Source organism: Streptomyces sp. NPDC006197 (genome assembly GCF_040613865.1).
Lineage (GTDB): Bacteria > Actinomycetota > Actinomycetes > Streptomycetales > Streptomycetaceae > Streptomyces.
Genome location: NZ_JBEXSZ010000072.1, coordinates 1 through 19663, shown reverse-complemented (window position 1 = coordinate 19663; position 19663 = coordinate 1). Strand labels below are relative to the sequence as shown.

Genomic DNA, 19663 nt, shown 5'->3' with positions numbered 1-19663 from the left:
TGATCCCAGCCCTCGCTGGGATAGTGCGAGTGGCTTCTCGCCCCGGCGCACCTGGAGTGATCGGCCGGACAAGTCCTAATCCGTAGGCGGTGACGGGGCTCGGGTTCCCCTGAGTACCGGTCTTCCGGCCCGGCGGGTGCTCTTCGGCTTCGAGGTCGGGTTGTGGGACCAGCGGCCTGGTTGCACGGCGCCGCGTCTAGCGCGTGTCCTCAGCACGGGCCAGCGGTTCGGCTTCTTGATTGCGCGTGGGCAGTCGCGATTACGCCGGGCCGGAAGGAGGCGTGCGCGGGCCTCCCGCCTGGCCTCGGTGAACGAGCGGGTGAGCTTGGTGGCAGTCGCTCCTGGCTGGGACGGGATGCTGCGGCGAATGATGCGGACGCACTTCAGGTAGGAAACACGGTCGGCGTCCACCGCCGGCCGGGCGAGCGCCGCTGTGTGCGCGAACTGGCGGATCGAGTGGTGGACGGCGAGGTAGGCCCACAGTTCCTGCCGGACGCCCTCCGGTGTCCGTGACCTGATCGGCCCGCTGGGGCCGAGGTGGTTCTTGATCTCGTCGAAGGCCAGCTCGATCTCCCAGCGTTCCCGGCAGAGCGCGACCAGCTCGTCGGCCGGGTACTGCTCGGGATCCAGCAGCGTCGTGCCCAGGTGGGCGACCTTGTCGCCCTTCGCGAAGGTGATGCCGCGGTAGATCACGTGCCGGGGCAGCGTCTGGCCTTCCCGCGCGGCTCGGAGCCGGATCTCCTTGCCCGGTCGCGCCATCGACAGATACGAGCCGTCCGAAAGCTCTCCCTGGACGGTGCCGAGGTGGTTGGACTGGAGCCTGACCAGCAGATCTGCGCCCGCCATGGTGAAGACGTGAGCGAACTCGTCCGACCAGAAGCCGCGGTCGGCGATGACCAGGTCGCCGGGGCCAGTAGAGCCGATCAGCAGAATCCCGATCCGCACCCGCTGGCCCGCGCCCCACCCCGTCACACGTGGGGCAACGATTCCCGCAGCTCTAAGGCAACTGCATTGGCCGGCAGAGGCCCCTCACGGTCCGCTACGTCTGGGGCGACCTCGGTGACGCCTGGGCCGCCCAGGACACCGACACGGTCGACGAAATCTGGGACGGCACCGTCCCCGTCGACGCCACCGCCCTCGGCATCACCTTCGAACCGGCCGAAGGATCCCTTCAGCCCACCGCCACTCCGCTCCTGCCGATGAGCACGCCGGCCTGAGCTGGCGGACTGCGGGAGGGGGGAAACCAGAGGGCCAGAGAGAAGGAGGGGACCGCCTTCGGAAGCTACTCCTCCGGGGTGCCGTCCTCCGTGGTGATCCGGGCGCAGGCGCGGACGACCTCGCCGAGCTCCATCCCGCCTTCGCGGAGGTCGCGCTGGCGCCGGGCCCCTCCGCCGCGTACCAGGAGGTTCTTGAGGGCGGCGCGCGCCCGGTCGAGGTCGTTGGTCTCCCGCAGGGCGTCCTCGGTGTGCGCGACGAAGGCGTCGAAGGCCGCCTCCGGCGGGATCGGGCGCAGCGTCCGAGGATCGAGCAGCGGGCCCTCCGGTCCCGAGCGGGCGGCCTGCCAGGCTGCGAGCCGGAGCAGTTCGACCGGAACGCGGGGCACGGGCTCTCCCGACCGCCAGGCCCGCGCCTCGGTCTCGACCAGAGCCCGGGCGAGGGTGGCCACCAGCACCGTGGTGTCGGGTTCGAGACAGACGTCGGCGACGCGGATCTCGACCGTGGGGAAGTTGTGGGAGAGACGGGCGTCGAAGTAGATCATGCCTTGGTCGCGCAGGACCCCGGTCCCCAGCATGTCGCGCACGCGGGCGTGGTAGCCGGCCGCGCTGCCGAACGGCTCGTACGGGCCCGCCGAGGGGAGGCGGTACCAGACCCGGCTGCGGTAGCTGGCGTACCCCGTGTCCTTCCCCTGCCAGTAGGGCGAATTGGCGCTGATCGCGGTCAGGAGCGGCAGCCACGTACGGATCCGGTCGAGGACAGCGACGCCCTCCTCGTCCGACTCGACGGAGACGTGTACGTGACATCCGCCGGTGAGCTGCTCCTCCGTGGTCAGGGCGAACTGGTCGGCCATCCAGCGGTACCGCCGACCGAGGTTCCGGGAGGGCTGCACCGCGAGGGGCGAGGTCGCCAGCGCGACCACCTGGGCGCCGACACCTTCAGCGTGGCGCCCGGCCTCGCCGCGCCACCGGACGATCTCCTCACGGAGGGCGCCCATGTCGCTGACGGGGCGGGTGGCGAACTCCAGCTGCTCCTGATGCAGCTCCTTCTCGAAGACGTCCCCCGCCTCACCCCCGGCGGCCGCGGCAAGGACGGCGGACGACAGAGCGAGCGGTTCACCGGTCCGGGCGCTGACGAGCAGCAGCTCCTCCTCCACGCCTACCGTACGGGTCCTGTGCTGCGTCGGGGTCTGGGTCACGCGGTTCTTCCTTCCAGGTGGAACATCGCTGGTCTTCGGTGCGCCTCAGGCGCTTACCCCGGATCGGACGGATCAGCCGGGCGGACACGGGCACTCTCCCCTGGAGCCCGTACCCGCCGCCGTCTCCCCTGCGGCCGCGGCGCCGTACTGCCTCCGCGCGGGCCTGCTCCTTGAAGCGGCGGCTTCCCGTACGTCGGACGGAGTCCTGGAGGGTGTGCCGTCGGATTCCCGCATCACGCCACGGCGCAACAGCTTCCCCGGGTGCTGACCCTCACTTCAGCGCCTGAGCGGTTTCTGGCCGCGACGTCGACGGAAGCGGGTACTGATCGGCTCCTTCTGGAATGGTGGCGAGATGCTGCCGAATGTCTTATGAGAATGTCGAGAGCGTCACTCTCCACCTCGGGGCTCCGTGACGAAAACATTGACAAGCCCGCGTTGCTCCCTGAGGAACCGGACACGGCCGGGCGGGGCGGCCTGGCTGCCCCGCCCGGACCGGCAGGTCTCGGGGCCGGGTCGACCGCCTCGCAGTGCCGTACGACACCCCTACACTCCTACACCCGTACGCCCGCCCGGGCCGGTATCCGCGCCCCCGTCCGCGGATACCGGCCCGAGACGACCGTGCGTGGTCGCGGTCGGCGCGCCAGGCCTTCGTCCGGTCGACCGCAGGGGCGCCCACGCACGGGCTGGAAGGGCTGGAGGCGAGGTGGGTGAGCACGTGGTGGCGGGGTCACTCGGCCAGGGCGCGGCCACAGCGATGGACACGTTCCGTCACGTAGAGCGCCGCTCACCGCTCGTCGGAGGCGCCGACGAATTCGACTCTTTTCGCCTCTGACCTGCGGCGATGGGACTTTCTGCGCGCCCCTGGCTGTCCAGGTACCTACTAGGTACCATCAAGGGCATGCCGTCCTTGAACGTCACCTTCACCGACGAGGAGCTGGAGGAGGTCCGCGCCGCCGCGGCCGCCGAAGGCAAGTCCCTCAAGCAGTACGTCCACGACCTGCCCCTGCGCGAGCGCCGGCGTCGCCAGTTCGTCCGCTACGCCGTCTCCTGGGGCGAGACGCACGGGGCCGAGTTCGACGATGCCTTCCCCGACGAGGTGCCACCCGCGACCCGTGAGCGCGGGGCGGACGCCGCCTGATGATCCTCCACATCGACGTCCCCTGGCTCCTGGACGTCCAGGAACAGGCCGTCCCCGAGGACGTCAGCGTTGCCGACTACTCGGCCCTGGTCGCCGCCGTCGCCCGCCACAAGACCCGCATCCCCCGCCCCACCACCGCCGACCCGGACCCGGCCTGGCGCGCGGCAGCCCTCCTGCACACCCTGGTCCGCCTGCAGCCGCTGCCTTACCGCAACAGCCTGTACGCCTGCCAGGTCGCCGCCGCCTACATGCACGCCTCCGGCGAAGGCATCGACCCTCCCTACGGGGCCATGGTCGGCCTCGTCCGCGACATCCAGGCCGGCAAGGCCACCGTCTACCAAGCCGCCGACCGCATCCGTACCTGGCGCATCTGACCCACCCGAGGCGGAATGCTCAGGCTTAGTGCTTCGCCCTACCGCAACACCCCGGCCGTGAGCCCGCAACGGCCCACTCCGGAGAAAACGGTCTCGGTGAACGTGATTCCTGTGGAGGCGGAGGCGGAGGCGGAGGCAGGGGCAGGGGCAGAGTCGAATCGCAGGTCGTCGAGTCTGCTCACCGCCGTGTGGGGACAGCTGCCCGGGGAGACGTGCCGTGGGCATCGCCTGTCTCCTGTTCCGGGTCGCTCTGCTGTACGGCGGCCGGGGCGCTGAACGTCGTCGCGGCGGGCGCGGCCGGGCACTTCGTCGCCCGGCTGACCCGCATGCAGGCCGCAGCCGCCTCCTGACGGGAGTGGCCCCAGCCAGGCCGGGCTTGTGACCCATGGCTTGTCACGGCTGGGGACGAGGAGGCGGCTGAGGCGAAGCGCGCCCAGGCCACTGTTGACGAAACGGTAGCGTCGGCCGAACCCGCCCTGACAGCGACACTCCACATGCGGTGCCGCACATCGCCGGACTGCCGGCCGGCACCGGACGCCTCCACGGGCCGAGTTGTGGTGAGTGCTGCAGATGTACTGACCATGCCGGCGACTTCGCGATGACGATGGCCCGCCGCTCCCCGCTCGCGCGGCGATGGTCCAGAAGCGAGCAGGACGCTGGTCTTGGCGTCGGTCCGCTCACCGCGTCCGCGGGGATGGCCCCAGTGTCAACGCCGGAACAGGCATGCCCAGAAGGAAGCGCCGTAGCCCAGGGGATTCCGCGAGCCGCATTGAGCCCTGGGGCGGCCGGTGGTCGTACTGTCGAATCCGGTACTGAGGAGGACTGCTGATGCGCAAGGTGACCTATTCGATGGGCGTCTCACTTGACGGCTACATCGTCGGGCCGGACGGTGGCTTCGACTGGACGGGGCCCGATGAGGAGGTCTTTCGCTTCTGGATCGACGAGATTCGGGAGGTCGGCGTTCACCTGCTGGGACGTCGGCTGTACGAGACGATGTTGTACTGGGAGACCGCTGGCCAGGATCGATCGCTCGACGAGGCGGAGCTCGAGTGGGCCGCACTCTGGAACCCGCTTCCCAAGGTGGTGTTCTCCACCTCGCTGTCGGCGGTGCAGGGCAATGCCCGCCTGGCCTCCGGCAGCCTGGCGGAGGAGATCGAGCGTTTGCGGGCCGAGCCGGTGGAGAGCGACATCGCGATCGGCGGCGCGAGGCTCGCCGCCGAGGCGGCCACGTTGGGTCTGATCGACGAGTATCGGGTTGTGGTCCACCCGGTGCTGGTCGGCGGTGGCATCCCGTTCTTTCCTCAGCGCGAGCGCCGAGTGAATCTCGAACTCGTCGAGACCCGCACCTTCAGCTCGAAAGTCGTCTATCTCCGCTACCGCGTGGCGCGCTACTGAAGTCGTATGGGTTGATGCCGGTCAGCCATGTGTGATCAGGGGTGTCCTGGTTCCGGCTGCGACTCGCTCCACGACACGCCCTCCGCGTCGAACCCGACGTCTGGGTCCGCACGACCTCCGACGGGCCGGCATCCTCTGCGGCGGCAGCGGATCGTCCCGTTCCCCCCTGCCGGCAGCGCGCCGGTCGCCGGCAGCTCCGCCCGGTCCACAGCCCGGCAGGCCCCTGACGCCGGGGACGGCGATGGGCGGCCGGCCACCGCAGGTTCGCCGCCACCGCCGCCGAAGGCACCTCAAGCCGCCGGTACGACCGGCGCCAGTGGCTTCCGGCAGCGCGGGCCGGGGCAGCGGCGACTGCGATACGTACGTCCGTCCGTCCTGCTGTCGAACAGCTGCGGCCTGCCGCGTACTCAGGTCGTCGCACGGGCGAGGACGCGACCGGTCTGCAACGGGGCCCTGGCATGGTGGATGGCGGTGATGCACGCGCGGGCCCACTGATCGGGGGCTGGGATATCGAGCAGGTCCTGCAGTTGGTTGATGTGCGTGGTGCGTTCGTGCACGGGCATGGTCAGTGCGGCGTGCAGGGTGGCAACGAGGTCCTGCGTGCTGAGGGGGTCGGTGAGCAGGGCCGCGGATCCTATGTGCCGGGCGACTCCCGCGTACTGGGAGAGGACGAGTGTTCCGGGGCGGTCGGTGGCGTGGTGTGTGGTGATGTACTCCTGGGCGGTGAGGTTCATGCCGTCGGCGAGTGAGGTCACCCAGAACACGTCGGCGGCCAGGTAGTGGTCGACGACCTCGGGGAACTCGAGGTTGTGGGGGATGTAGTCGATGGGCTGCCAGGCGGAGGTGGCCCACCGGTGGTTGATGCGGTTGATCGCTCTTTCGAGTTCCTCGCGAGTGGTGTCGTAGGCCTCGATGCCGGGTTCCGGAGGCGGGCATATCAGACGGTAGGACATCTTCTCCCGGAGCCGGGGTGCCTGTGTCAGGAGCGCATCGAGTGCGTGGATCTTGTGGACGGGCGCTTTGGCGTAGTCGAGCCGCTCCACGGACAGGACGAGCTGACCGTCGCCACCGCCGTCCTGGCGCCGATGCCTGAGGCGGGACTTGGCCATGTCGGCGACGGCTCGTCGGTCGATGCCGAGGGGATGCACGCCCAGGCGAGGGGCAAGCCTGGAGGCGGAGGCGAACAGCCGGCGGAAGTTGTCGGCGCTGTCCGCGGTGTGGAAGCCCGCCCAGTCCAGGTACGCGAGTGACTCGATCAGTTGCTCGGCCGCTGGAATACGGCGGAAGACTTCGGGCCGGGGGAACGGCGTGTGGTGGAACAGCCCGATGGCCAGATCGGGCCGCTGGACTTTGAGAACCGCCGCAACGAGCCACAGGTTGTAGTCGTGCAGCCAGACCGTGCCCCCCTGCGCCGCGAGGGAGCCGATGTGATGAGCGAAGGCGACGTTGACCCGCTCGTAGTCGGGCCAGTGATCGGGCAGATCACGAATGAGGTCCGGCTGGGACATCAGGGCCGGCCAGAGCGTCTCCTTGCACACGCGGTGAAAATAGCCGGCCCATCGCTCGGGGCTCAGCGGCAGGAGGGAAAGCGGCACCCCGGCAGCCGTCGCAGCGGTGGCGGTCGGTGCCCTCCCACCGGTGTGGGCTGCCGCCCACACGGCGTTCAGACGCTCATCGGCGAGCACGCTCTGCAAGGTCGGCAGGATCCCGTTCGGACTGCACGGCGAACGCCAGCCGCCGTCGATCCAGCGTACGGGGGGACGGTGATAGCCGACCGTCACCGACCGGCGGTCCAGCCAGCCCAGCCGTTCCATCCCCTCCAGGACGGCAGCAGCGCCTTCCCACACCGAGTGATGCACTTCCTCCCTCACGGGAGCAGCAGCAGCCAGGGCCGTTTCGGCGTTCGCCACGACGACGGCGTGCGTGCCCCGGGAGAGCATCGAGAGGTCATTGAGCGAATCACCCACAGCCAGCACCGCCTGCCGCGGCCAGCCCATGCCGCGCCTGAGGAGCTCCAGCGCGTTCCCCTTGCTCGCACCGGCCGGCAGCACGTCGAAGAACCGACCGGACGAGTAGGACCAGGAGCACCCCAGGGCCTTGACCGCGTACCTCAGTGCACCGGTGAGATCCGCCGGGTCCAGATGGAACGAGCACCGGCCTTCCTGCGCCACACCGTGCTGGTACACAAGCTGCGGGAAGCCCGTCAGCCGCGCCCGCACGAGTTCCGCGCCCGGCCAGCCCTCCCGTAGCTGTTCCTCCAAGCCGTGGACGTGCAGCATCCGCGCGGCGTCGATGACGCTCGCACCGACGTCCGCGATGATCCAGCGCGGCACCGGTATGAGGGGATCGTCACGCAGAAGCGCCTGCACGGAAGCAAGACTGCGCCCGGTGGCGAAGACGACCGTGATGTGCGGATGCCGGGCCAGGGCGTCGCGCAGACGGCGCCGCTCCTGCGGTTCGCCGCCCAGGAGGGTGCCGTCCAGGTCGGTCACCAGCACCCTGGCCGCTGAAACTGCTCGCCGGTCCATCGGGATCTCCCTTCACCGTCCTTCACCGACCCGCCGGGCGGGGTCGTGATGCGGCTTCGGTCTGTGGCGCTTCACCAAGCGGGATCGTGGGTGACGGGGTTGATGGGCGGGGCCTCTTCACCTGCTTCCTTCGATGGAGCCGAGGCCCGTTGACAGTCCCGGATCGCCTCTCCGAGCAGTGACTCGCGAAAGTCGTCGCTTTCCAGGAGGCGAGTGATCAGGCCGTCGGGAGCGTTGCGCGCAGCTTCCACGAGACGATCGGCGGCAGGCTCGTGCGGTGCCATCTGGACCTCCAGTTTCACGGGAGAGGAGCGGCGAGCCGACAGGCCCACGGCCCGCTGAGCAGCGCGGACAGAGCGCGGGTGCCGGAACCGGCAGGCTCATGCGCTGCCGTCCTGCGGCTCGGCCCGCTGCAGTACGCGATGAGCTGGACGACGCGCCGAGGGCGCTGCCTGTTAAACCGACAGACGGGTGGCTTGCGGTCCAGCACCAGGCTGTGGTGCCCGGATGAGTGCCCCGGAGGGGCGCCGTTGTCTGAAAGCCTCGCCGGAGTGGGTACGGAGCCGTCGGACCTGCGGCTTCAGGACCGCTCCTGAACCGCACTTACACCGGTCATGATCGCTCTCTCCGCCGTGGCGCGCGTGTTTCTGGCGGCCATTGGAGTGATAGACCGCACTTGATGGCAGGCGCCGCACCGTCCTGGTGACGGACGGTGAAGACGCGTGTGCGCCGCCACCTCCGTGCGACGTGGCCTACGAGCTCAGGGCGCAGGGCGCAGGGTGTCGACCTTGCCGTGGACGTGGCCGGGTTCCGGACGCCGCCCTCGGCGCGTGCGCACCCGAAGTGCATCGCCGACGTGACCGACGGGTCGTACGCGGACGCCACCGATGCCGACTCGCTGACCGCCGATCCGGGGACCCTGTTCCGTAAGGGGTGGCGGACCTGCCACGCCATCGGAAAGCCGGTCGAGGGTTCCCTCAACGGCTGCCAGGACCTCCGCTGGTCACGCCCGGCCAGTACCTGGACGAGTTCACCGGGAGCGCGACCTCTATGGCAAGGTCGAGAAGCGGCCGGACCGGTGGCTCCAGGCTAGCGCCACCGCCGTCGCCGAGGAGGGGGGGACGAGCGCGGTTCCGTCATCACCGTCGCAGCCGACCCTGCGGGCGGAGCCGAACCCCGCGACCGGCTGCGGGAGTTCGATCAGTCGAGGGGTGGGCGAACATCATCTCCACTTGCTCGGCGCCCATGGACGCCGGGTGATGGCCACCGCCGGGACCGCATCCGAACTGGTCGCCTCGGACGAGGAACACCAGCCCGACGTGGCCGTGGTGGACATCCGGATGTCGTCCACCCACACCGACGAGGACATCCGCGCCGACGAGGGCATCCGCGCCGCCGTCGAGATCCGGGCGCGGCCCCCGAGGTCGGCATCCTCCATCGCCCCCCGTGAACGCAAGCGAAACGAGGACCATGCCGCCGCCCGACACGAGGCGACGGCAGTGACGGCAATTCTCGATGCCGGGGCCCCTGGGAGGGAACACGCTCAGCCCAGCACCAGCAGCACCGCCAGGGCGACGAGGAGGGAGTCGATGCGGTCCAGTAGACCACCGGAGCCGGGAAGCCAACGACCGGCGTCCTTCACCCGGGCGCCCCGCTTGACCATCGACTCCAGTAGGTCCCCGATCGGCCCGCCGACCGCCACGGCCACCGCCGTCTGCCACGTCAGGGACGACAGCACGGCGAGCGCCAGGAGACCGGCCGCCGCCCCGGCCAGCGTGCCGCTCCACCGTTTGGCGGGCGACAGCGCGGAGAGCCGGGGGCCGCCGAGACGGCGGCCGGCCCCGTACGCGACGATGTCGGCGATCGACACAGCCACGAACAGGACGAGGCCCACCGTGCCCGAGGGGACGAGACCGGCCAGGGCACCCAGCCACACGAGCCCGAGCAGGCCCGCCCCCAGACGGCAGAGCCCGTGCTCGGCGTCGCCTGACAGCAGAGGCACCCCGGCGATCGCGAGCGCCCCGACCGCCGCGACCCGAAGCACCTCCCCGGGGGCCAGCCAGGCGGTCAGGACGAGCCCGACGATCGCTGCGCCGAGCACCGCCCGGTCCACTGGGCCCAGCCGCAGCAGCCCGCCGAACTCCGCCACCGCGACCACCCCGACCACGGCTGCGAGCGCCGCGATCCCCGGCGGCCCGAGCCAGAACGCGCCCGTGACCACTGGTACGCCGAGCGCCCACACACACCATCGGACCATCAGCTCACGCCGCCGGGTCGCCGCCACCGCGAGCCCGCCGACTGCCAGTGCCCCGCCGAGGTACGGCACGAGACCGGGGACCGTCGTCACCGGGAGACCCGGCCGACCGGCGCGCCCGCCGCCATCGTGACCGGCGTCGCCACCGCCACCGTCGCCCGCGCGCGCAGCGCGTCCAGGGCGTTCCGGCACGCCGCCGCGATCCGCGCGTTCTCCTCCGTGTCGCGGACGGCGACGCGGACGGTCCGTCCCTCGTACGCCGGGGACATCGGCGACAGGTCCCGCAGGTAGACGTCGTGGCGCCGGCACTCACGCACCAGCCGGGCCGCGCTCGGTCCGTCCGGCGGCAGGGTCACGGTGAGGAAGTTCGCCACTCCCTCGTCGACCGAGGAGAACCTGTCCAACTCCTTCAGATCGTAGGCCAGTTCCCGGCGCAACTCCGCGGTACGCGCCCAGCGTTCCGCGTAGTAGCCGGGGTCGCGCAGCGCCGTCACGGCGGCCAGCTGGGCCGGCAGGCTCACGGGCCACGGCGGCGTCCAGCGACGCAGCTCCCCGGCCGTCTCCGGGTCGGCCACCAGATACGCCGCCCGCATTCCCGACAGCGCGTACATCTTCGAAAGCGACGTGCACACCACGACCCGGGCATCGACCGAAGCGAGCCCGGCCAGCGACTCCCCAGGATCGACATAGCCCAGATACGCCTCGTCGATCCACCACCGGGTCCGCGCGGGAGAGGCCTCGATCACCGCGCGCAGCGCGTCGGCGGGAGCGTGGCGGCCGGTCGGATTGTTCGGATTGACCACCACCACGAGGTCGTACCGCCCACTCCCGGTCGCGGCGGCGAGCCGGGCCGGATCGAGCAGCCAGCCGTCCTCCCGGCGCAGCCGGAGCCGGTCCACCCGGCAGCCGATCACCCGCTCGGTGACATGGGCGTACTCGCCATAGCTCGGATCCAGCAGCAGCACCCGGCTCTCCGGCGTCAACCACCGGCCGAACGCCCGGAAGATCAGATCGGACGAACCCGCCCCGACGACCAGCGACTCCACCGGCAGCCCACGGACCCCGGCGATCTCCGCGAGCAGCCCTTCCGCACCCGTCGGCGGCGAAGTCCGCGCCGCCCACCCCGGATCCTCCGACAACACCGCGCGGACCTTCGGAGACGGAGGGAACCAGGCATCCAGCACATCGGCCGCGACCACCTCGTGACGGCGGGCCAGCGTCCGGAAGTCCGTACCGATCGCGGAGAAGAAGGCACCGCCGTGCTCGCAGCCGTCCGCGCGCGGCGCGAACTCCACGTCCAACCGCCAGTCGAGGCCCGCCCGCAGTCGCTCCAAGGTCCGGCCATGACGCTCCCGGACCGTCCTCGTCAGCTCGGCCACGGAACCACTCAGCACCTCGAACGAGACCGCGCCCGAGCGGACCGTCCGCCCCACCGGCCGCAATCCGGCGGCGAGGTACATGTCCAGCAGCTCCGTGCGTCCCATCGCCACCACCTGGCGGCCGCCCCGCGCCGCGACCCAGCGCAGCGCCGCGTACATAAGGAGCGGCGCCGCCACGGTGAACCGCCAGCGCTCCTCGACGGTCAACACGCGGATCTCGAACGGCGCCTCTTCCGACAGGACCGGCAGCTCCTCGCGCGTCAGGTACTTGTCCAGCGCGTAGCGACCGACCCACGGCGGGGTGAGGCTGACGAAACCGATCCGCGTCTCGCCGCGCGAGGCCACGAGGTACACGTTGTCGCCGTCGAGCCCGTCGCTCAACCGCCCGGACGGATGCACCGGATGCTGGCCCAGTTCCTCCGCGTACACCCGATGCCGCAGCTCGTGGATCCAGTCGTGATCGCTGGGCGCGGCTGCGCGCAGCTGTATGGCGTGGTCCATGAGCGTCCCCCTGAGGCAATCCGGCTTTCGTTCCCCAGCATGGAGAAGCCCGACGGACGATACCTGAGTACGTGTACTCACTTCGGTCGTCCGGCAACGCTCCGCGGCCTCGTAGAAGTGGAACCGACGGGGTTGTGCGGACACTTGTGGTTGTGGAGTCCCCCTTGTTGGTGCGCGGCCTCCACACACGGCGGCCCCGCGGTCGGTCGGCTCAGATTCACCGACCGGCCGCGGGGCCGGTTCGCTACGCCGCCGCCAGTGCCAGGGTCGGTGACTGGCGGGCGGCGCGGACCGCCGGGTAGAGGCCCGCCACCGTGCCGATCGCGAGGGTCGCGACGAAGCCGGCCCCGGCCGCCCAGGGCGGGACCACCCAGGGCAGTCCGCCCGCGGAGGCGTACACGGCCGTCGCCGCCGCGCCCAGGGTCACGCCGGCGATGCCGCCGAGGCCCGACAGCATCAGGGATTCCGTCACGAACTGGATCCGGATCTGGCCTCGCGTCGCGCCGAGCGAGCGGCGCAGCCCGATCTCGTGACGCCGCTCCAGGACCGAGATGATCATCGTGTTGGCGACGCCGACACCGCCCACGAGCAGGGCGATCCCGCCGAGCCCGAGGAGCAGCGTGGAGAACGCGCCCTCCGTCGCCGCCTTCGCCTTGAGCACCTCGGAAGGGTCGCTCACGGACACGTTCTGCGGGTTCTGCGGGTCGATCGTCGGCGCGAGGAGCCGCTGGACCTGCCGTACGGAAGCGTCCGTGGACCGCTCGTACACCGCGGTCGGATGCCCGTCGAAGCCGAGCAGCCGCTGGGCGCTCTCCCAGCCGACCAGTGCCGAGCGCTCGATCTCGGGGGCGAGCGGCAGGGGGTCGAGGATGCCGACGACGGTGAAGTAGCGGTCGTCGATCCAGACCTGCCGGCCGGGCCGGTCGATGCCCAGCCGTTCCGCGGCGACGTGCCCGAGCACCACGGAGGGGTAGCGGCCGTTGGCGGCGTTCAGCCAGGTGCCGGACGCCGTCGTGCCGCGCAGCACGTCGAGCAGTCCCACGGTCGCCGCCTTCACCGCGATGCCGCCGGTCTCCGTCTCCGGGATCATCCGCGAGCGGCGTACCGTGCGTCGGAGGTCCCCGCTCGCGCCGGCCTCCTCGACGCCCTCGATGCGGCCGACCATGCCGACGGCGTCCTTGGGTAGCTTCACCTCCTGTCCGCTGAACATCCCCTCCCCGGGCTTGGCGACCAGCATGTTCGTGCCGAGGGCGTCGAGTCGCCGGAGCAGCTGCGCCTGGCTGGAGGCCGAGATGCCCACCACCGCGATCATCGTCGCGATGCCGATGGCGATCCCGAGCGCCGACAGCACCACCCGCACGGGCCTGCTTCGCAGCCCGGCCGAGCCGACGTGCAGGACGTCGCGCGGGCCGAGCCGGCGGGCTTTGAGCGCGACGGCTTGCCGGTCGGCCGCCCGGGGCGTCCTCCGCTCGTGCCTGCCGGGCATCAGACTACGACCTTTCCCGGGGCCGGGTCCGTGACGACCCTGCCGTCGCGGATCCGGACCGTTCTCGGCAGGCGCTGCGCGATCTCGGTGTCGTGGGTGATGACCGCGATCGTCGCGCCCTCCTGGTTCAGGGCGTGCAGCAGTTCCATGACCGCCTCGCCGGACGCCGTGTCCAGAGCGCCGGTCGGCTCGTCGGCGAGCAGCAGGTCGGGCTGTCCCACGACCGCACGGGCGATGGCGACGCGCTGCTTCTGACCGCCGGACAGCTCGTGCGGCCGGTGCCCCGTGCGGTCGGCGAGGCCGACCCGGGCCAGCGCCTCGGCGGCCAGCCCGCGGCGGCGGGCCCGGGGCAGACCGGAGTAGAGCAGTCCCTCGGCGACGTTGTCCAGGGCGGTGACGCCCGGTGCCAGGTGGAAGGCCTGGAAGACGAAGCCGATGTGGCGGGCGCGCAGGGCGGAGAGCCTCCGGTCGGTGAGCGCGGCGACATCATGACCGGCGATCGCGACCGTGCCGGCGGTCGGCCGGTCGAGGGTGCCGACGATGTGGAGCAGGGTCGACTTGCCGGAGCCCGAGGGGCCGACGATGCCGACGAGTTCGCCCTCGCCGATGGTGAGGTCGACGCCGTCGAGCGCGCGGACACCGCCCGCGTACTCCTTGACGACGCCTCTGAGCTCGACGACCGGCACCCGGACGGGGGCAGGGCCGTGGACCGGGCCCGGGGTCGGGCCGGGGCCCTCGATGTGCTGCACGGTGCCGGTCATCAGGACGGCACCCCGACCTTCATGCCTTCGCGCAGCCCGTCGCCGCTGATCTCGACCCTGCCCTGCGCGAACATGCCGAGTTCGACCCTGACGTCCCTCGCCGCACCGTTCTCGACGACCTGGACGCCGAATCCGCCGTCGGGGAGCGCGAGCAGGGCGTTGACGGGTACGGAGAGGACGTCCCGGCGGATCTCGCCGGTGAGCTCGACCGTGACCGGGGACTGGTCGACGCCCTTGGCCTTGGCCGGGTCGTCGAAGGAGACCGTGATGTCGATCTTCGGGGTCTTGTCCTGCGGGTCGTCACCCGCCGTCGCGGTCCTGCCGACCGCCGACACCTTCCCCGGCAGCCGGGTGCCGTCCGGGAGCGTGACCTGGACCCGCGTCCCGGTCTTCGCCGATCCCGCCTCCGAGGCCGGCACCTCGAAGCTCACGACCCGCTCGGAGCCGGTCACCGTGAGGACCGGGGAGCCGGGCGCGACGCGGTCGCCGGGAGCGATCCGGTCCCCGCCGCCCGAGCCCGTACCGGAGTCGGAGCCCGCTTCCTTGACCCGTATCGCGCTGCCCGCGAAGGCGATCCGGTCCGGGCCCAGGGTGCCGGTCTGCTTCAGGTCGTGGGACTTCTGCCAGCGCTTGACCGCCGCGGCGGTCTTCGCCGTGTACTCCTCGTCGACGTCGAAGCCGGTGTACCCGAGGGCGACGAGGTTCTCCTCCAGCTGCCGTACGTCCTTGCCCGTGTCGCCGGTCTTCAGGGTCCGGTACATGGGCTCGTCCCCGTACATCAGCCGGACGGCCTCGCCGTCGACCTCGTAGAGCCGCTCGTCCCGCTTCACGACGGAGCCGGGCGGGGCGAGCCAGGTGAGGGTGCCGCCGGAGCCGCCCGCGTTGATCTTCCGTTCCCCGAGGTGACCGAGCGTGCCGTCCTGCTGGGAGCTGTCGGCGAGGTCGCCCCGGACGACGGGGGCCGTGGCGGGAGGCAGCCCCTTGGCGTCGGCACGGTCGGCCGAGGACCTCTCCGGCGTCGCCAGGGCGGTGACGGCGACCCCGCCGCCCGCGATGGCGACGACCGTGAGGAGGGCGAACCCGAGTCGGCGCCGCCCCAGCGGCCGCCGCCCGCCCGTGTGCGGGTCTGCCGCCTCGCCCCTGCGCGGCTCTGCCATGTCGCCCCTGCGCGGCTCTGTCGCGTCGTCCGCGCGCGGGTCTGCCGCGCCGCCGCTCATCGGGCCGCGCCTTCGCACGCCTTGGCGGCCTTCTCGAACTTCTCCTTCTGCGCGCCCTGCGGCATCGGCATGGCCTGCTGTGCTCCGCCGTCGAACTTCGGGTCGGGCATGTTGAAGCCGTTCTCGCGCATGCACTTCGCGTACGCGAGTGCCTTGTCCTTGTCGGCCTGCGTCGGCTCCTTGCCGAACCCGGCGCCGCCGGCCTTGCTCGCGCAGGCCTTGAACGCCTTCTCCATCTTCTCCTTCGACATGCCGTCGCCGCTGATGGTGAGCCCCACGCCGTTCTCGCCCGGCTTGGGCTCGGGCACGTCGAGGCCCTGCTCACGCAGGCACTTGCGGTGCTCGAAGGCCTGGTCGGCCTTCTTGCCCTCCCCGTTCGCGTTCCCGTCGTCCCCGCCTGCGGCAGAGCCCGAGCAGGCGGTGGCGAAGAGGGCGAGGGCAGCGGCCAGGGAGGGGGCGGCGGCCGTCCGGATGATCCGTCGAATCGTCATGGTGGCGAGGGTGCCGCGAGGGGATGTTTCGCTTCTCTCCACGGTTTCGTTTACATCGGCGAAAGGTCTCCTTCGGATAGACAGGGGCCATGCGCGTACTGGTGGTGGAGGACGAGGCGTTCCTCGCGGAGATGATCGCCGAGGGGCTGCGCCGGGCGGCGCTCGCCGTGGACGTGGCGGCCGACGGTCTGGAGGCTCTGCGGAAACTGCAGCTGGGGGAGTACGACGTGCTCGTCCTGGACCGTGACCTGCCCGGGATGCACGGCGACGACGTGTGCCGCCGGGTGGTCGAGCAACGGCTCATGACCCGGGTCCTGATGCTGACGGCGGCCGGAACCGTACGGGACCGGGTCGAGGGCCTCGGGCTCGGCGCCGACGACTATCTGACCAAGCCCTTCGCGTACGACGAACTCCTCGCCCGGGTCCTGGCCCTCGGCCGGCGCACCAGGCCCGCGCTGCCCCCCGTCCTCGAACGGGGCGGGATCGTCCTGGACACCGCCCGCCGCCAGGCCAGCCGCGACGGCCGGCACCTGCACCTGTCGCCCAAGGAGTTCGGCGTCCTGGAGGCGCTGCTGCGGGCCGAGGGAGCGGTGGTCAGCGGCGAGGACCTGATCGAGCAGGTCTGGGAGGAACACACCAGCTACCGTACGAACGCGGTACGGGTGACGCTCAGCAAGCTGCGGGCCAAGCTCGGCGAGCCACCGGTGGTGGAGACGGTCTCCGGCGCGGGTTACCGGATCGCGTCGTGAACGGCGTACGGAAGCTCCGCGCGTCGCCGCACCTGCGCACACGGCCGCCGCGGGCGCCGGCCCTCGGCGCACGGCCCGACCGCATGCTGCCGTTCCGCAGCGAACGGGCCCGGCTGACGGCCCTCTACGCCGGGCTGCTCGTGCTCGCGGGGGCCCTGCTCACGGGTGTCGTGTACGTGCTCGTGCAGGAGGGCATGTACTCGTCGATCAGTACGGCCGTCACCACCGCCGTACCGGCACAGCGGCTGGAACAACTGCCGTCGTCCTGGCCGACCACCCTCCCCACCGGGATGCCGAGCGCCGCACCCGCGAGCCCCGCACCGAGCACGGGCACCGGCGTCGCCCCGCGCGAGGTCCTGGCGATCACACGGACGCTGAGCGACGCGGCCGAGTCCGCCGCCCTCGACCGGCTTCTCACCGTCTCGGTGACCGTCCTCGTCTGCTACGCGGTTCTGTCGGTCGCGCTCGCCTGGTGGACGGCGGGCCGGGTGCTCCGGCCGATCGCCGTCATCACCGACACCGCCCGCCGCCTCTCCGGCGAGAACCTCCACGAGAGGATCGCCCTCGACGCGCCGCCCGGCGAGCTCAAGCGGCTCGCCGACACCTTCGACGGCATGCTCGGCCGCATGGAGCGGCTCGTCTCCGCCCAGCAACGGTTCGCCGCGAACGCCGCGCACGAGCTGCGCACCCCGCTCGCCGTGCAGCGGGCGGCCGCGGAGATCGGGCTCGCCGACGATCCGTCCCCGCAGCGGGTGGCACGCATGCGGTCGAAGCTGATCGAGGTGGCGGACACGAGCGAGCGGATCATCGAGGGGCTGCTGCTCCTCGCCACCTCCGAACAAGGGCTCAAGGAACGCCGCCGGGTCGCGGTGGACGAGCTCGCCCGGCGGGTGACGGCCGCGCTGGCCGACGAGGCGGCGGAGCGGGACGTGCGCGTCACCGTCCGGGCACTGCCGCTGGCCGTCGAGGGGGATCCGGTGCTCCTGGAACGTCTCCTGCACAACCTGGTCGCGAACGCGGTGCGGCACAACGTGCCGCGGGGACGGGTCGACGTGCGCACCGGCCCGGACATCGGCATCGAAGTGACCAACACCGGGACGGTCGTGCCGTCCGACACGGTCCCGCTGCTCTTCGAGCCCTTCCGCCGACTGAACGAACGCACCCACGCGCCGGGAGAGGGGACGGGCCTCGGCCTGTCCATCGTCGACGCCGTCGCCCGGGCGCACGGCGCCGAGGCAACAGCATCGGCCAACCCGGAAGGGGGCGGCCTGACGGTGAGGGTGGTGTTCCAGCCGGCCGCCGGTGCTGGCGAACACGCCGCGCCGGACGTCCCTGTCCGGCCCCGCTGACCGGACCGCGCGGGCCGCGGGCCCCGTACAGCAGCGCCGGACAGAACGTCATGCGCCCTCTCTCTGCGGCCCGCCCGGAACCCAGCACGAAGCGGCCGCACCGCACTCGACGTCCCCCCACTCGTCAGCCGCGTCGACAACGCCGAGGGGAGATACGCCTCAAGGATTGTCCGGCCCCGAACCTCCGGGCAGCAGGCCGACTGGGCCGTGGTTCGCCGTGCAGGCGAGCCATCGGCCTGTGCCGGCGGCCGTGCCCGTGCCCTGCCCGCCGTCTCCGTCCCCGGTGGAGCACCGCGCTTCGCACGGCACTCGCAACCCCACCAGCGCGTCGAGCACCACGACGTGGGCGGGATCGCTCTCCTCCCAGACGACGCCGGCGATCCGGCCTGTCCGTTTCCTGTCGAAGACCCCGAAGCGCGATCCGCCGGAGATCCGGCTGCCCGGGACGCGCGTGAGGGGCGTCCCCTCGGGGACCGGTCGGCCGGGAGACCGGAGATGCGGCGGATGCGGTCGAGGACCTGTCGTACGAGCGTCTCCGCGGCCTGCCGGGCCAGTCGCTCGAGTCGCTCGGTGCCGAACTCCAGCGCCACGTCCACGGCCACCAGCACGTTCCCCATGCGGCCACGGGCCCGGCCGACGGGGATGTCCTCATCGGCGTGGAGCGACTGGGGGTCGGGGGACGACGTCCACTCCGTGCCGGCGGCCAGAGACCAGCCGGTGCCCGAACTCCGTACCCGGGCGTCCAACAGCCCGGGGTGCTCCACCTCGTACTGCGCGCGCTCGGCACTGTCGGTCATTCCCGCTCCGTCGGCGAGGGCCACGGTCAACACCACCTGCGTGTCGGGTCGCAGCGCGGACTGCTCCGTCATCACGCAGGAGGTGCGCGCACGGGCACGGCGGTCGTCGGCGTGTCGTGGCCGACAGAGCCGTCCTCGAGGATGCGCCGGGCGTCGGAGAAGACGTCGACGGGCGGCTGCCCGCCGTTGCCCCTCCCCGGATGCTCCATGAAGGGGGACGTACGGACGGGAGCGGAAGCAACTCGCAGGCCGGGGCGAGGGTGCGGAGCGGTCCCATCGCGCCGGGAGCCGAGGACACCGAGCCGACCAGGAGGACCACGACGGTCGCGCCCACCGACACGGACAGCGCTCCGGCGCACAGGGCCGCGACCAGCGTGAGAAGGCCCGCACGGAGTCCGAGGCCCGGGACGGCCGGCTCCCCCAGGGAGGGCAGGGCGGTGGCGGCGACCGCCGCCGCGAGGAGCAGTCCCAGGGGGAGGGGGACCAGCAGGGTACGGACGTCCACGGCACCTGCTCTTCGAGGCGCCACCAAGCGATGTCCTGCCCGGCGGTTCTTGCGCGAGCCGGAACGCGAACTCGACGACCACGCGCCGCTCCGGCAGCGCCTCGGGCCGCACGTACTGCCGCAGACGCCACAGCAGCCACCCGGCGTCGAGCTGCTCGCGCGTGGGGTCGCCGAAGGACCAGCGGCGGGCCCAGTCGCCGAGCTGCCACACCAACGGCTCCAGCGCGGCGCCGACCGGGGTCAGGCGGTACGCGGGGCGGCCGTCGGGGTCGGTGGTGCGGGCGACCAGGCCGTGCCCGCGCATCCGGCGCAGCCGGGCGGACAGG

General features: G+C 71.7%; 16 protein-coding genes and 1 pseudogene. 6 read left to right on the top strand and 11 right to left on the bottom strand.

The genetic code is table 11. The features are described 5' to 3' along the window. Window positions 1–75: 75 nt before the first annotated feature. Window positions 76–945, bottom strand: coding sequence for a transposase (locus ABZ318_RS22410; protein WP_356904246.1), 870 nt, complete (start codon window positions 943–945; stop codon window positions 76–78). 337 nt (window positions 946–1282) lie between these two features. Beyond that, window positions 1283–2413: a glutamate--cysteine ligase gene (locus tag ABZ318_RS22405; protein WP_356904245.1), complete on the bottom strand. Its 1131-nt coding sequence runs from the start codon at window positions 2411–2413 to the stop codon at window positions 1283–1285. Between the two features lie 898 nt (window positions 2414–3311). Here ABZ318_RS22405 and ABZ318_RS22400 point away from each other — a divergent pair. The 4 genes from ABZ318_RS22400 (at window position 3312) to ABZ318_RS22385 (ending at window position 5320) form a co-directional block, all read left to right on the top strand. Next, the gene (locus ABZ318_RS22400; RefSeq protein ID WP_356904244.1) at window positions 3312–3551 is read left to right on the top strand and encodes a hypothetical protein; all 240 of its coding nucleotides are present in this window, start codon (window positions 3312–3314) and stop codon (window positions 3549–3551) included. Further along, window positions 3551–3925: a toxin Doc gene (locus ABZ318_RS22395; RefSeq protein ID WP_356904243.1), complete on the top strand. Its 375-nt coding sequence runs from the start codon at window positions 3551–3553 to the stop codon at window positions 3923–3925. Before ABZ318_RS22400 ends, ABZ318_RS22395 begins: the two co-directional genes overlap by 1 nt. A gap of 212 nt (window positions 3926–4137) precedes the next feature. Continuing rightward, window positions 4138–4275, top strand: a complete 138-nt coding sequence (locus ABZ318_RS22390; protein ID WP_356904242.1) for a hypothetical protein — start codon at window positions 4138–4140, stop codon at window positions 4273–4275. Between the two features lie 478 nt (window positions 4276–4753). Next, a complete protein-coding gene (locus tag ABZ318_RS22385; RefSeq protein ID WP_356904241.1) occupies window positions 4754–5320 on the top strand; it encodes a dihydrofolate reductase family protein in 567 nt (188 codons plus the stop codon). Window positions 5321–5727: 407 nt separating this feature from the next. Here the strand turns inward: ABZ318_RS22385 and ABZ318_RS22380 are convergent, their stop codons facing one another. The 7 genes from ABZ318_RS22380 to ABZ318_RS22350 all read right to left on the bottom strand — a co-directional run bounded on the left by ABZ318_RS22380 (window position 5728) and on the right by ABZ318_RS22350 (window position 15937). After that, window positions 5728–7812, bottom strand: coding sequence for an HAD-IIB family hydrolase (locus ABZ318_RS22380; RefSeq protein WP_356904240.1), 2085 nt, complete (start codon window positions 7810–7812; stop codon window positions 5728–5730). A 1579-nt stretch (window positions 7813–9391) separates the two neighbouring features. Further along, window positions 9392–10195, bottom strand: a complete 804-nt coding sequence (locus ABZ318_RS22375) for a phosphatidate cytidylyltransferase (RefSeq protein WP_356904239.1) — start codon at window positions 10193–10195, stop codon at window positions 9392–9394. Beyond that, entirely contained in the window at window positions 10192–11982 is a 1791-nt protein-coding gene (locus ABZ318_RS22370) for an aminotransferase class I/II-fold pyridoxal phosphate-dependent enzyme (RefSeq protein ID WP_356904238.1), read from the bottom strand. The genes ABZ318_RS22375 and ABZ318_RS22370 overlap by 4 nt, the downstream gene beginning before the upstream one ends. Window positions 11983–12226: 244 nt before the next feature. Further along, entirely contained in the window at window positions 12227–13468 is a 1242-nt protein-coding gene (locus tag ABZ318_RS22365; protein ID WP_356904237.1) for an ABC transporter permease, read from the bottom strand. Continuing rightward, window positions 13468–14229: an ABC transporter ATP-binding protein gene (locus ABZ318_RS22360; protein ID WP_356904236.1), complete on the bottom strand. Its 762-nt coding sequence runs from the start codon at window positions 14227–14229 to the stop codon at window positions 13468–13470. The genes ABZ318_RS22365 and ABZ318_RS22360 overlap by 1 nt, the downstream gene beginning before the upstream one ends. After that, the gene (locus ABZ318_RS22355; protein WP_356904235.1) at window positions 14229–15386 is read right to left on the bottom strand and encodes a peptidoglycan-binding protein; all 1158 of its coding nucleotides are present in this window, start codon (window positions 15384–15386) and stop codon (window positions 14229–14231) included. Before ABZ318_RS22355 ends, ABZ318_RS22360 begins: the two co-directional genes overlap by 1 nt. Before the next feature lie 56 nt (window positions 15387–15442). Continuing rightward, window positions 15443–15937 (bottom strand): hypothetical protein, encoded by a 495-nt coding sequence (locus ABZ318_RS22350; RefSeq protein ID WP_356904234.1) that lies wholly within the window; start codon window positions 15935–15937, stop codon window positions 15443–15445. 89 nt (window positions 15938–16026) lie between these two features. Between ABZ318_RS22350 and ABZ318_RS22345 the strand changes: the two genes are divergently transcribed. Both ABZ318_RS22345 and ABZ318_RS22340 read left to right on the top strand, forming a co-directional pair. Continuing rightward, the gene (locus ABZ318_RS22345) at window positions 16027–16686 is read left to right on the top strand and encodes a response regulator transcription factor (protein ID WP_356904233.1); all 660 of its coding nucleotides are present in this window, start codon (window positions 16027–16029) and stop codon (window positions 16684–16686) included. An 83-nt stretch (window positions 16687–16769) separates the two neighbouring features. After that, a complete protein-coding gene (locus ABZ318_RS22340; RefSeq protein ID WP_356904263.1) occupies window positions 16770–18035 on the top strand; it encodes an ATP-binding protein in 1266 nt (421 codons plus the stop codon). Window positions 18036–18903: 868 nt separating this feature from the next. On the opposite strand, the gene ABZ318_RS22335 is transcribed toward ABZ318_RS22340, so the two are convergent. Both ABZ318_RS22335 and ABZ318_RS22330 read right to left on the bottom strand, forming a co-directional pair. Further along, window positions 18904–19041, bottom strand: a complete 138-nt coding sequence (locus ABZ318_RS22335; protein WP_356904266.1) for a hypothetical protein — start codon at window positions 19039–19041, stop codon at window positions 18904–18906. A 534-nt stretch (window positions 19042–19575) separates the two neighbouring features. Further along, window positions 19576–19641: pseudogene (locus ABZ318_RS22330) on the bottom strand (hypothetical protein); the annotation flags it as partial. Window positions 19642–19663 lie beyond the last annotated feature (22 nt).